This is a genomic window from Archangium minus, assembly GCF_044360475.1.
GTDB lineage: Bacteria > Myxococcota > Myxococcia > Myxococcales > Myxococcaceae > Archangium > Archangium minus.
Window position 1 is genome coordinate 12337506 of the sequence record NZ_CP043494.1, and the last position, 12268, is coordinate 12349773.

The window sequence follows — 12268 nt, forward strand, 5'->3', positions numbered from 1 at the left end:
CTCCGGTGAAGGCCGGTGCGGTACCGGTCGAAATCCAGTCTGGGCGCGGGGGACCATCCCGACAATCGGGTGTATCCTGCAAGGGCCATCCTGAAAATCAGGACAATCCCATGCACCGCTCAGGACTGATCGAACTGGAGACCGTGCTCGCCGTCGCCCGTCACGGCAGCTTCCGCGCCGCCGCCAAGCAACTGGGCATGTCCACCTCGGCAGTCAGCAGCGCCGTCGCTGGGCTGGAGACAAGGCTGAAGGCGCGCTTGTTCCACCGCACCACCCGCAGCGTGGCGTTGACCGAGGCCGGCCAACGCTACGTGCAGCGCATCGGCCCGGCGGTGGCCGAGATTCGCGGCGCCAACGAGGAAATCAACAGCCAGCCCGAGGCTCCGTCCGGCACGCTGCGAATCAACGCGCCGGGGGACGCGGTGAAGATGATCTTCGAGCCCTTGCTGCTCGAATACCTGCACCGCTATCCGCGGATGAAGCTGGACATCGTCAGCGAGTCACGGCTGATCGACATCGTCGCCGACGGTTTCGACGCCGGCATCCGCCTGGCCGAAGCGGTGCCGCAGGACATGGTCGCCGTGCCACTCAGTAAGGACCTGCGCATGGTCGTCGTCGGCTCACCCGCTTATTTCGCGGAACACGGCAAGCCGCGGACGCCGGATGACCTGACCGGCCACGCCGCCATCCGCATGCGGCTGGCGCACGGAGGCCTGTATCGCTGGGAACTGGAGCGCCGCGGCGAGGCACTGGAGATCGACCTACCGCCGCGACTGATCCTCAGTGATTTGCACACCCTGCGCCAGGCCGCCCGCGCGGGTATCGGCCTGGCGTTCCTGTCCGAGTGGCACATCGCCGATGACCTGGCGAGTGGCCGCCTGGTGACGGTGCTGGACGACTGGTGCCCCTCCTTCCCAGGCCTTCGCCTGTATTACCCCAGGCACCGGTACGTACCGGCGGGATTGAAGGCGCTGGTGGAGCTGATCCGCGAGAAGACCATCGGCCACCGCGCCGCGCGCTGAGGGGCCCGCCAGTGCCTACGAGGCCTGGCGCTCCGCGTTGGCCACATTGGCATCCCGCCAGTACTTCGCGAGACCCGGCTTCACCTTGTCGATGTTCTCGGAGAAGCGGGAGTCCACGACGTACATCTCGCCCAGCCCCCGGTGCATCTCGGGCGAGCACGGGTAGAACCAGCGGCTGATGTAGAGCCGATGCTCCTCGGCCACGTCCATCGCGCGTGCATCCGAGGCCTTCACCCCGGCGATCAGCAACGCCACGAGCTTCTGCGTGATGGCATCGCCCTCAGCCTTGATCTTCTGCCAGTCCTGTTTGTTGTACTGGGCCGTTCGCTTCTTCGACTCGCGGTACGCGTCCGTGTCGCCCCATCGCTGCTGGACCTCGTCCTCGTACTTCGAGGGATCGTAATCGCCGAAGACCTCGAACATCTCTTCCCTGCTCATGGCCGTACCTCGCTCGAGTGACTCCAGGGCCGCATCCACGGCCTGGAGCAGTGCCTTGATGCGCACTGCTTTCTCGGTGAGCAGCTTGCGCTGCATCAACAGGCCCGCCTTCAAATCGAAGGACCGGTCATTGACGATGCGCTGAATCTCCTCCAGCGGGAACCCGAGCTCCTTGAAGAACAAGACCTGCTGCAGCTTCCGCAGGTCCTTGTCCGCGTAGAGCCGGTATCCCGCCTGACTGCGCCCCGAGGGACGCAAGAGGCCGATCTCGTCATAGTGGTGCAGCGTGCGAACGCTCACCCCTGCAAGTCGTGAGACCTCGCTGACCTTGAGACCCATCCGCTCACCTCGGCCACATGGATAAGGCCTCACGTTACGTGAGGGTCAAGTGGGAGGAGCAGGCAATCCGTCGAGCCTTCGATTTGCCGCTACCATGCGGCGCGGCCTACGCGGCCACGTCCCAGGCGATGGGCAGGTGCTCGTAGCCTCGCAGCATGAAGTAGGGCCGGAGCACCGGGGCCACGTCCGTGCGCAGCCGCAGGCCGGGCAACCGCCGCAGCAGCTGCTCGAAGGCGATCCGCCCTTCCAGCTTCGCGAGCGGAGCGCCAATGCAGTGGTGGATGCCCTTGCCGAACGCCAGGTGCTTCTTCGCGTCGGAGCGGCGGATGTCGAAGCGGTCCGGCTCGGAGAACTGAGTCTCGTCGCGGTTGCCGGAGGCGTACAGGATGAACACCCGCGCGCCCTTGGGAATCGTCACCCCACTGAGCGTCGAGTCGGCCATCACTGTCCGGAAGAAGCCACGGATGGGGGCCTCCATGCGCAGCATCTCCTCGATGGCGTTGGGCAGAAGGCTGGGGTCCTCCCGCAGGACCGCCAGTTGCTCGGGGGCATTGAGTAGCAGCCACAGGCCGTTGCCGATGAGGCCCGTCGTCGTCTCGTGGCCAGCGGCGAACAGGTCCATGGCATTGCAGACCGCCTCCTGCTCGCTCATGGGCGCGGTGCCACCCAGGGACTGCGGCACGAGGAGCGTCAGCAAGTCCTCTCGCGGGTGGCGCCGCCGCTCGTGGAGCTGCTCCTTGAAGTAGCGCTCCATCGCGATGAAGCCGTGCGCGCACTGCACCAACTGCTCGAGGGGCGCGGTCGCCGACATCAGCGCCGTCTTGTCATCGGACCAGCGCTTGAGCCGCTCCATGTCGGAGCGCGGCACGCCGAGCAGGTCGCAGATGATGAAGCCCGGCAGCGCGTAGGCGAACTGCTGGATGAGGTCCGCCTGGCCGTCGCGGATGAAGCCGTCGATGAGCGCGTCCGCTGTCGCTCGGATGGCGGGCTCCATGGCCGCGATGCGATGGGCGCTCAAGGCCTTGCCAAATACGGCCCGGACGCGGGCGTGGTCCGGGGGATCGCTCTGCACGAGAGAGAGGAATTGGGAGTACCCCTGCTCGAGGACCTTGCGCACCTCGGGGTGCGGCTCGGCCCTGGCATCGAGCGCGCCCACCGAGGAGAAGCGCGCGGTGTCCAGTTCCACCTCGGAGATGTCCGCGTGGCGGGTGACCACCCACAGGTCAAACATGGGACTGTGGAAGACGGGCCGCTCACGCCGCAGCCGCGCATAGAGCGGATAGGGATTGTCTATCTGGTCGGGAGCCAGCGGGTTGAAGTGGGAGGAGACCTCATCCGAAGAAGGCGCGTTGTGGGCGGTCATTCGCGGGGATGATAGACCTGCTCGTTCGGTGGTTCCCAGTCGAGGTCACCCCGGGGACTGTCCACCCACGAGGGACTGAATACATTGGCAGCGCCCATGGATGACGCGCGACACGAGCCGGAGAGAAACGCTTCACCTGAAAGGCGCGGCCGTCCGGTGGTGGAGTCCCTGCGCGAGTACGGCCGGGGCATCGCCGGGGGGCTGCTCTTCAGCATTCCGCTGCTCTACACGATGGAGGTGTGGTGGGCGGGGTTCATCACCCGGCCTGCCCACCTGCTGCTCTATCTGCTGGGGACCTTCGTGCTGCTGCTCGGCTACAACCGCTACGGCGGCTTCCGGCGGGATGTGGACTGGAGCGAGGTGTTCACGGACTCGGTGGAGGAGCTGGGGCTGGGGCTGTTGGTGTCCACGGGGGTGCTCTTCCTGATTGGCCGCATCACCGCAAACAGCTCGTGGCCAGAGGTGGTGGGAATGGTGACGGTGGAGGCGGGCACCGTCGCCATCGGGATCTCCGTGGGCAGCGCGCAGTTCGGAGGCGGAGGCGGGGGCGGGGGTGAGGGCGGCAAGGAGGGGGATGAGGCCAAGGAACGGGATGCCGCCGAGCGCGTGCCCGGCCAGCTCGTCATCGGCTTTTGCGGAGCGGTGCTCTTCGCGGCCAACGTGGCGCCCACGGAGGAAATCGTCATGATCGCCGTGGAGCAGACGCCCTTGCGGCTGTTGGGGATGGCGCTGCTCTCGCTGCTGCTCGGAGGACTCATCCTGTACCAGCTCGACTTCACGGGGGCGCACCGCTTCACCCGGCATCGCCAACTGGGAGACGTGCTGATGGGCACGGTCATCACCTACGCGCTGGCGCTGGCCTCCTCGGCGCTGGTGCTGTGGTTCTTCGGTCGCTTCGACGGCAACGGATTGTCCATCTGCGTGGCGCAGGTGGTGGTCCTGGGATTCGCGGGGACGCTCGGCGCATCCGCGGGAAGGCTGCTCATCCAATCATGAAAGCGAATTGGAACTGGCTGGAGCGGGTTGTCTTCGCGGTCAGCTGCGCGCTCGTGGCGGCGGTGCTGGGCTATGTGGTGGTGGACGCGTGGACGATGGGCGAGCAGCCGCCGGACCTGGTGGTCACCGTGGGGACACCTCTTCAAGGAAGTGGACACTGGCGAGTGCCCATCACGGTGGAAAACCGGGGGGAGGAGACCGCGGAGGAGGTCCGGGTGGGGGTGGACCTGCGTCAGGGAGGCGAGGTCCTGGAGCGCGCCGAGCTCTTCCTCTCCTACGTGCCCCGCCACTCCCGACGGGAGGGCTGGGTGACCTTCCGTCACGAGCCCTCCCCCGCCGGATTGGAAGCGCGGCCACTCGGTTACGCTAGGCCCTGAAGCACGCTGGGCGTCGTCCCAGCCCGGCCCCAGCGGAGAGGAGGACAACCGCGAGCGGGAGCAGGGCCGCCCCCGCCAGCACCGGGCGTGCACCGCCCACGCCGAGCAGCGAGCCCGCCAGCGCACTGCCTCCCGCGACTCCGAGCGACCAGCACGCGCTATAGAAGGAGAAGCCCTCGGCGTGCCGCGCGGGGGGAAGCGTCCGCTGGAGGAGGAAGGTCAACGTCCCGGTCAGCGGCGCCAGGAAGAGGCCCGCCGCGACGAGCCACAGTCCCAAGCCCAGGAGCGAGGCCATCCACCCCAGCGGGAGCAGCAGCAGGCCCCACATCCCCAGCATGAGCTTCGCGCGCCAGGTGCCCTCCCCGCGCCCCTGCGCCCTGGGCAGCAGGGTATAGGCGAGTCCTCCCACGGCACTCACGGCGGACAGCAGCGCGGCCAGCACGCCCCATTGCGCTGCGCCCACGCCCACCTCCTCCAGCCTCGGAGGGATTCCCGCCTCCAGCGCGCCCCAGCTCACGCCCAGCACCGCCACCAGCACCAGGACAGCCAGCACGCCCGGCGTACGCCACACGCCCGGGCCCTCCCACGTGGTGACGGACGCCGGCACGGGCATGGGAGGTCGCTCCGGGAGGCTCTGACTCAGCACGCTCGCGGCGAGCGCGCTCATGCCCATCAGCCCCAGCGCGAGGAGAGGGACGCCGCTGGAGGAGGCCATCCCCACCAGCAGCGGTCCCAACACCCACTGCACCTCCACGAGGACGGCGTCGAGCGCGAAGGCCGCCTCCAGTCGCGAGGCCGGCGCCACCGAGCCCAGCAGGGCGCGGATGCCTCCCTGCACTCCAGAGGGCATCACCCCCAGCAACAGTGCTCCGGCCAGCAGCACCGGTGCCGGCGCGCGCAAGGTGGCCGCGACGACGAGTCCCATCGTGAGGAGCGCCTGCCAGTACAGCCCCCGCCGCAGTCCCATGAGCAGGGGCTCGCGGTCGAGCATCCGCCCGCGCCACGGCGCCGCGAGGGCCGCTCCCACGGCGCACGCACTCGCCATCCAGGCGCCGAAGGTGAAGGAACCGGTGGCCTCTCGGCCGGCCATGAGCAGTGCGAAGGCCGTCATCGTCCCGGGCAGCCGCGCGAAGAACGCCGTCAGCACCCACCGTCGCCACGTCTGCTCTCGCCACAGGTCCAGAGACAGAGCCACCCGCATCGTCGCCGCCATGAAAACGCCTCCTCGTCAGCGGTACGGAAGATGCGCTCCCCTCATCCGTGAGGACAATCGATTAAGGTGCCCAGGTACGGTGAGTTTTCCTCACCGGTTGCGTGGAGTACGCCATGTCCGCCCCCCTTCCTCCCCTCAATGCCCTCCGCGCCTTCGAGGCCGCCGCGCGTCACGGCCACATGGGACGCGCCGCACGGGAGCTGGGCGTCACCCACGGTGCGGTGAGCCGGCAGGTGCACCTCCTGGAGGAGCACCTGGGAAACAGACTGTTCCTCCGTGTCGGGCGGGGACTGGAGCTCACCGAGCGCGGGCGGGAGCTGGCCGAGCGCGCCACGCGCATCTTCGCGGACCTGGCGTGGGCGGTGGATCGCGTCAACGCGAAGCCCACGGCGGCGACGCTGCTGGTGGGCGTGCCGCGCGCCTTCTCCATCCGGTGGCTGGCGCCTCGGCTGGCCGGGTTCTCCGAGGCCCACCCGTGGATCGAGCTGCGCGTGGACAGCTCGCGCGACGAGGTGGAGCTGGGCCGGGGCGAGGCGGATGTAAGCATCCGCTTTGGCGAGGGCCCCTGGCCAGGTGTGGTGGTGGACGCGCTCGGCGAGGAGCAGTTGTTCCCCGTGTGCGCGCCCTCGTTGCTGCACGGGGGCCGGCCGCTGCGGAGCGTGGCGGACCTGGCGAGGCACACGCTGCTGCACTTCGCCGACACCCCGGACTGGGCGAGTTGGTTGAAGGCCGTGGGCGCCACCGACGTGGACGCGACGCGGGGCCCCCGGCTCAGTGAGCTGGCGGCGGTGCTCGCGGCGGCCGAGGCGGGGCAAGGCATCGCTATCGCGCGCAGCACGCTCGTCCAGCGCGAGCTCCAGAGTGGACGGCTGGTCCGGCCGTTCTCGGGCGAGGCGGTGGACGGCCGCGGCTATTTCCTGCTCACCACGACGCGGGGCAACCGGCAGCCCAAGGTGAGCGCCTTCCGCACGTGGCTGCTGCGGCAGTTCGGCACCGCGCGGTAGCGAGGAGCGCCGGGAGTCCCACCGCACGGGTCTTCCGGCGCCTCCTCGAAACCTGTCGTGGCCGAAGCCTGCTCAGACGCCCCAGCGGCAGCCCGCGTGGAAGCTGTCACCGGACGCATTCGTGACGTCGATCCGGCGCGTGGTCGAAGCCCCGGCGACGCCCAGGCTGTACTGCGCGATCGTGCCCGCACCCTGGAACGTCGACGTGATGGTGGCGCCGACGGTGATCTGGATGGTCACGCCATTGCCCGAGTAGTGGTCCACGATGCAAAGGCCGGACGTCGCGGTGGTGGAGGCGAAGAAGCCGTTGGCCCAGTTCACCTTGCAGAAGCTCATCGTCGGCCCCCAGGCGCAGCCATCGTTGGTGTTGACGAACGTGATCGCGCTGCTCGACGACGTGAGCGCCTGCTCGGTGGAGCCGAGTCCCGGTGCCTGGGTCCGCGCGGCCTCGGGCTGACCGCCGCCAGCCTTGGCCTCGCGCGCGCTCGCGTCGTCCGGCAGGTTGCGCGCGCGGTCGTACGCCGCCTGGAGCGCCTCGGGAACCGGGGCTCCGGGGCGCAGCTTCGCGAACGCGAGCAGCGCATCCGAGGACTCCTTGCCGGTGAGCACGAACGACTGGGCTGGCGTCATGCGCTCGACCAGGTACAGGCCACCCGGCGCGGGCTCGTAGAACGTGACGCTGTGCCCGGGCTCAACCTCGAGGCTCAGCAAGGCGTCGGCTTCGGTGGTCTCGCGAGCGGCCGGCTTCGACTCGGCCGTGCTGGCCGGCTCCATCTCCGGCCCCATGCATCCCGCGCACAGCGCCAGACCCAGACTCCCCACGGTCATCCACATCATTCCGTTACGCATGCTCCGCCCCTGTCGCTCTCGCGTCGGGCGACTCCTCATGAGCCGGCTCGCGCGACATTGACGAGACGGGATTGAGCAAGCGGTGTGCCGGGCGTTCGGAGGCGGTCTGCCCTGGAGTCAGGGCGTTCTGGCCACGGGGATGAGCAAGGTTTGCCGGTTGGCGGCGGCAAGCATTGCCTGTCTGAGCAACCATTGCATTGATAGTGTGGTGCCATGCCGAGCCCAGACGAAGACAAGCCGCTCCTCGACCCGGCACAGCTCCGGGAGGACACGAACTCCCCGGTCGAGCCCACGGTCACCGTGGAGCCCCTGGCCGCCGCTCCGGCAGCCCCCGTTGCCGCCACGGGGGGAAGTGCGGTGGTCTCGGGAGCGAGCTGGGACCGCTACGAGCTCCTGGAGCTGCTGGGCCGTGGTGGCATGGGCGAGGTCTACAAGGCCCGCGATCGGCGCCTGGACCGAACGGTCGCACTCAAGTTCATCCGCGGCGAGGATCCGGACCGGGCCGTGCGCTTCCTCCGGGAAGCCCGGGCGCAGGCGCGCATCGATCACCCGAACGTCTGCAAGGTCCATGAGGCCGGCGAGGTGGGCGGGAAGGCTTACATCGCCATGCAGCTCGTCAAAGGTCAGCGGCTCGACCAGGCGGCTGCTGGAATGTCGTTGCCCGAACGTTTGCAGGTGATGCGAGAGGTCGCCGCGGGTGTACACGAGGCGCACCGGCTCGGCATCATCCACCGGGATCTCAAGCCCTCCAACATCATGGTCGAACGCGGTGAGGACGGGCGCCTGTCCCCCGTGGTGATGGACTTCGGCCTGGCCTACGAAGTCACCCAGGGGCACGGGCTCACCGAGACGGGTACGCTGATAGGCACGCCGTCGTACATGGCACCGGAGCAGGCTCGCGGTGAGCTGCGCAACATCGATCGCCGCTCGGACGTCTACAGCCTGGGGGCGACGCTCTACGAGCTGCTCACGGGCGTCGCGCCGTTCACCGGCGACACGCTCGTGGACATCCTGGCCAAGGTCCTCCACGAGGAACCCCTCCCCCCGAGGGCGCGAGTGCCTCACCTCGAGAGCGAGCTGGAGACCATCGTCCTCAAGTGCCTGAGCAAGGAGCCGGATCAGCGCTACTCGTCCGCCCGGGCCCTGGCCGAGGACCTCGGGCGCTACATCGACGGAGATCCCATTCTGGGGCAGCGTCCAAGCATGAGGTACCGGCTGCGGCGGTATGCGCGCAAGCATCGGACCCTCGTGGCTGTGTCGGGGGTCTCGCTGGCCTGCATCCTGCTCCTCTCCGCCTTGAGTGTACGGTCCTGGCTGGAGGCGAGGCATACCCGGCGGCAATCCGAGGCGCGTGCGCGGCTGGCCGAGGACCTCGGACAGCAGGCCAAGGAGATCGAGTGGTTCCTCCGGATAGCGTACGTGCTGCCGCTGCACGACCCCCAGCAGGAGCAGCAGCGCGTCCGCGAGCGCATGGCGCGGATCTCGGCGCAAAAGCACGACCTGGGGGCCTATGGCGACGGGATCATCCACTACGCGCTGGGGCGCGGCCACCTGGTGCTGCAGGAGTTCGAGAAGGCGAACCAGGAGCTGACGCGCGCGCGCGAGATGGGCATGGACTCGCCCCCGCTTCACTATGCCCACGGCCGGGTGCTTGGCGAGCTGTACCACCGCGGCCTGGAGGATGCGCGGCGCAGCGGTGACACGAGCTGGGTGGCCAGGCGGCGGCTGGAACTGGAGAAGCAGTATCTCGAGCCGGCGCTCCGGTCGCTCGAGCGCAGCCAGGGGCTGGAGCTGGACTCACCCCGCTACCTCGAAGGGCTCATCGCCTTCTACCGGAGGGACTACGACCGCGCGGCGCGGGCGGCGGCACAGGCCATCGTGGAGGCGCCTTGGATGTACGAGGCCCGGAAGCTCGCCGGGGACGTGGCCTATCTGCGAGCCGTCGAGCAACTGGAGCACGGCGACTACGACAGGGCGCGGGCAGGGCTCCAGGAGGCGAGCCACCAGTACGAACAGGCTGTCGAGCGCGGGCAGAGTGACGCGGGAAACTACGAGGCCCTCGCCGCGGTGTGGATGCAGCACGCGGAGGTGGATCGTCACCTGGGGCGCTCACCGAGGGAAGCCCTGGAACGCGTGCTGGAGGCCACCCGTGGGGAAATCCGGGCCGCCCCGCTGCGCTCGACGGGATACACCCAGAAGGCCTATGCCTTGTGGCGCTGGTTCCGGATGGTGAGGAGCCAGCGCAACAACCCGGAACTGGAGTCCATTCTCGGCGAGTGGATCGCGGCCGGCTCACGTGCCGTGGAGCTGAACCCGCGGGATGTCTACGCCTACGACGCGCTGGGGCTCGGCTACTACACACGAGGCCAACACGAGGCCCGGAATGAAAGGGATCCGCACCCCGCGTGGGCCGAGGCGCGTGCCCGTTTCATCCGGGCGCTCGAGCTCCAGCCCGCCTATCCCTGGGGGCTCAATGACCTGGCACTGGTCCACTTCGATCAGGGCGACTACCTGCGGGAGCATGGGCAGGATCCGCGTGCGGAATATGCGGAGGCCATTCGCTACTTCGAGCAGGCCGTGCGGTTCGACCCGGATTACCGGAATGCGTACTCGAACCTGACGGCCCTGTACAGCGCGCTGGCCGCATACAGCCTCTCGCGAGGACTCAACCCCGAGGCCGAGGTTCGGAAGGCGCTCCAAGCGGGCGAGCGGAGCCTCACCATCAACAACAGGTTCTACACGGCCCTGAACAACCTGGCCGGTGTGAACCTGATCCAGGCCAGGTACCTGATGGACGCCGACGGCGACCCGCGCCCATTCCTGGAACAGGCGCTCCAGCATGCGGAGCGCGCGCTGAGCATCAACCCCAGGTTCGGTTTCAGCCACTCCTCCCTGGCCGAGGCCCACGTGCTCACGGCACTTCAGCTGCTCCGAGCGGGCCAGGATCCCAGCGACGCACTCGCGTCGGGGCGCCGGGCGCTGGAGAGCGCCTATCGGTATTCCCCCGATGAGGGCGAGTTCCGGTCCCTGGGGGCACGGCTGGGAATGGTGGCGGCGGAATGGGCGCGGCGCCAGGGCAGGTCGGGCCTGCCGCAGCTCCAACAGGCGCTGGAGGAGGCCCGCCACGCCGTGAAGCTGCAACCCACCGCCGGAGCCCACCAGGAGCTGGCGCGGGTCTGCTGGCGGCTGACGCAAGCCCTGCCCCCCGACAAGGCGCGCGCCGCGTTGGCCGAGGGGCTGGCGCAGGTGGAGCTGGCGCTCGAGCGCGATCCGAACCTGGCCCACACCCACGCCATTCACGGAGGGCTGCTGCTGGCCCGGGCGCGGATGGCGCGCGAGGTGGTGGAGCGCCGCGACTCCGCGCGTCAGGCCCGGTCCTCGTTCGCACGAGCCACCGGGCTCAACCCGCTCCTCCGGCGTGAGTACGAGGAGCCGATGCGCGAGGCCGAGGAGCTGAGCACTGACTCCCCAGCAGCTCGCAATGCGATGCCGTGAGCCTGCTCCGCTCCGGGCTACTTCCCGGTGGCGATCATCCCCAGCGCCCACCAGTCCTGGGGCGCCGTGGGGCAGGTTGGCAAGACGGGGGTCGCGGGAAGCGGCGGGGTGTCGATACGACGATTCGCGGGGTTGAAACAGGCCGCGCCATTCTGCGTCCAGATCGCCTCCAGCTGGTTGACCGTGCCATTGACCGGCGTCCCCGCGTAATTGTCCGTGATGGTGATCGGGGTGTTGTCCTTCGTGTAGCTCGCGGCTCCTCCGAAGTAGGCCGCACGCTTCGCCTGGATGCAGGCGCCGAGGAGTGCATCCTCTTGCGGATCCGGGTAGTTGAGCTGACTTGGGTTGTAGCCCCACTTCATGCAGCCAACGATGGCTCCTGACCCACAGGCAAGGGTGGCCGCGATGGGTAGATGCGTCACCTTGCCATTGGAGCCATCGACCCGCTTGGCGGGCAGGAGGAACAGGGCGGTCTTGGGTTGGCCCCCGGGGCTCGTGCAGAACTCTCCTTCCGCACCACTGTTGGTGTAATAGGCCTTCGAGCTCCACGAGCCGCTGTATTGTGGCGAGGTGCTGCCGGCCACCCTGGAGTAGGAGAATTCAAACAGGACGGGGGTGGACTGGACCCGAAGCTTCAGCTGAGCCAACTCATTCTCTGGCACCGCGACGCGGGGCTCGGCGGGCGACTTGTAATAATAAAAGATGAGCCGGGACTCGGTGGGCTTCGTATCGACGCCGACCAGTTGCACCGGTTGGTCCTTGAATCGAGCGTAGACCTTGAGGCTCTGCACGGACTCGAGCCCCGCCTTGAAGTGGCGTCCCGCGAGCTCGATCCAGCGCGTGGTGGAATCACCAGCCAGAACGAAAGCTTCCGGGCAGAACTGCGCCTGCTGCGAGGGGTTGTACTGGATGCAGTAGTTCCCCCCCTGGACGACGTAGATTCCCCTGCCATTGCCCTCCTTGCACTCGGGGCTGGTGCAGGGATCCCCCGCGGCCGCCTGGGTGGCCCAGCAACCGAGTACCAGGGCCGCCAGCGCCGTGGCCGTGCGGCTGTTCAGTCCAGCTCTCATGGGTGTTGCTTCCCCTCTCCGTGATTTGACGTGGTGGAAGAATAGCAAGAGGCAAGCCAACACCTCTTGTGGCCCTTGAACCAGGGGCAGGGCGCCTTGCCC

The 12268-nt window shown here is 68.5% G+C and carries 10 protein-coding genes; 5 read left to right on the top strand and 5 right to left on the bottom strand.

Annotation, left to right across the window (positions count from 1 at the left end):
- Positions 1-110: 110 nt before the first annotated feature.
- On the top strand, positions 111-1022 hold the full coding sequence (locus F0U60_RS50740; protein ID WP_395811748.1) for a LysR family transcriptional regulator: 912 nt from the start codon (positions 111-113) through the stop codon (positions 1020-1022).
- A gap of 15 nt (positions 1023-1037) precedes the next feature.
- Here the strand turns inward: F0U60_RS50740 and F0U60_RS50745 are convergent, their stop codons facing one another.
- Both F0U60_RS50745 and F0U60_RS50750 read right to left on the bottom strand, forming a co-directional pair.
- Positions 1038-1799: a MerR family transcriptional regulator gene (locus F0U60_RS50745; RefSeq protein WP_395811749.1), complete on the bottom strand. Its 762-nt coding sequence runs from the start codon at positions 1797-1799 to the stop codon at positions 1038-1040.
- 106 nt (positions 1800-1905) lie between these two features.
- On the bottom strand, positions 1906-3162 hold the full coding sequence (locus F0U60_RS50750; protein WP_395811750.1) for a cytochrome P450: 1257 nt from the start codon (positions 3160-3162) through the stop codon (positions 1906-1908).
- Positions 3163-3258: 96 nt separating this feature from the next.
- On the opposite strand from F0U60_RS50750, the gene F0U60_RS50755 reads away from it, so the two are divergent.
- Positions 3259-4158: a TIGR02587 family membrane protein gene (locus F0U60_RS50755; RefSeq protein ID WP_395811751.1), complete on the top strand. Its 900-nt coding sequence runs from the start codon at positions 3259-3261 to the stop codon at positions 4156-4158.
- The gene (locus F0U60_RS50760) at positions 4155-4535 is read left to right on the top strand and encodes a hypothetical protein (RefSeq protein WP_395811752.1); all 381 of its coding nucleotides are present in this window, start codon (positions 4155-4157) and stop codon (positions 4533-4535) included. The genes F0U60_RS50755 and F0U60_RS50760 overlap by 4 nt, the downstream gene beginning before the upstream one ends.
- Here F0U60_RS50760 and F0U60_RS50765 read toward each other — a convergent pair.
- On the bottom strand, positions 4525-5748 hold the full coding sequence (locus F0U60_RS50765; RefSeq protein WP_395811753.1) for an MFS transporter: 1224 nt from the start codon (positions 5746-5748) through the stop codon (positions 4525-4527). The two genes, F0U60_RS50760 and F0U60_RS50765, sit on opposite strands and share 11 nt — an antisense overlap.
- 113 nt (positions 5749-5861) lie before the next feature.
- On the opposite strand from F0U60_RS50765, the gene gcvA reads away from it, so the two are divergent.
- Positions 5862-6752, top strand: coding sequence for a transcriptional regulator GcvA (gene gcvA, locus F0U60_RS50770; protein WP_395811754.1), 891 nt, complete (start codon positions 5862-5864; stop codon positions 6750-6752).
- Between the two features lie 72 nt (positions 6753-6824).
- Here the strand turns inward: gcvA and F0U60_RS50775 are convergent, their stop codons facing one another.
- Positions 6825-7601 (bottom strand): hypothetical protein, encoded by a 777-nt coding sequence (locus F0U60_RS50775; RefSeq protein WP_395811755.1) that lies wholly within the window; start codon positions 7599-7601, stop codon positions 6825-6827.
- Positions 7602-7814: 213 nt separating this feature from the next.
- Here F0U60_RS50775 and F0U60_RS50780 point away from each other — a divergent pair, with 213 nt between their 5' ends.
- Positions 7815-11096, top strand: coding sequence for a protein kinase (locus F0U60_RS50780; RefSeq protein WP_395811756.1), 3282 nt, complete (start codon positions 7815-7817; stop codon positions 11094-11096).
- Positions 11097-11113: 17 nt separating this feature from the next.
- Here the strand turns inward: F0U60_RS50780 and F0U60_RS50785 are convergent, their stop codons facing one another.
- Complete coding sequence (locus F0U60_RS50785; protein WP_395811757.1) at positions 11114-12166, bottom strand: ADYC domain-containing protein; 1053 nt, start codon at positions 12164-12166, stop codon at positions 11114-11116.
- Between the last annotated feature and the right edge of the window lie 102 nt (positions 12167-12268).

Coding starts and splice junctions, on each gene's coding strand:
- F0U60_RS50740 (WP_395811748.1), top strand. CDS start 111: ATGCACCGCTCAGGACTGATCGAACTGGAGACCGTGCTCGCCGTCGCC.
- F0U60_RS50745 (WP_395811749.1), bottom strand. CDS start 1,799: ATGGGTCTCAAGGTCAGCGAGGTCTCACGACTTGCAGGGGTGAGCGTT.
- F0U60_RS50750 (WP_395811750.1), bottom strand. CDS start 3,162: ATGACCGCCCACAACGCGCCTTCTTCGGATGAGGTCTCCTCCCACTTC.
- F0U60_RS50755 (WP_395811751.1), top strand. CDS start 3,259: ATGGATGACGCGCGACACGAGCCGGAGAGAAACGCTTCACCTGAAAGG.
- F0U60_RS50760 (WP_395811752.1), top strand. CDS start 4,155: ATGAAAGCGAATTGGAACTGGCTGGAGCGGGTTGTCTTCGCGGTCAGC.
- F0U60_RS50765 (WP_395811753.1), bottom strand. CDS start 5,748: ATGGCGGCGACGATGCGGGTGGCTCTGTCTCTGGACCTGTGGCGAGAG.
- gcvA (WP_395811754.1), top strand. CDS start 5,862: ATGTCCGCCCCCCTTCCTCCCCTCAATGCCCTCCGCGCCTTCGAGGCC.
- F0U60_RS50775 (WP_395811755.1), bottom strand. CDS start 7,601: ATGCGTAACGGAATGATGTGGATGACCGTGGGGAGTCTGGGTCTGGCG.
- F0U60_RS50780 (WP_395811756.1), top strand. CDS start 7,815: ATGCCGAGCCCAGACGAAGACAAGCCGCTCCTCGACCCGGCACAGCTC.
- F0U60_RS50785 (WP_395811757.1), bottom strand. CDS start 12,166: ATGAGAGCTGGACTGAACAGCCGCACGGCCACGGCGCTGGCGGCCCTG.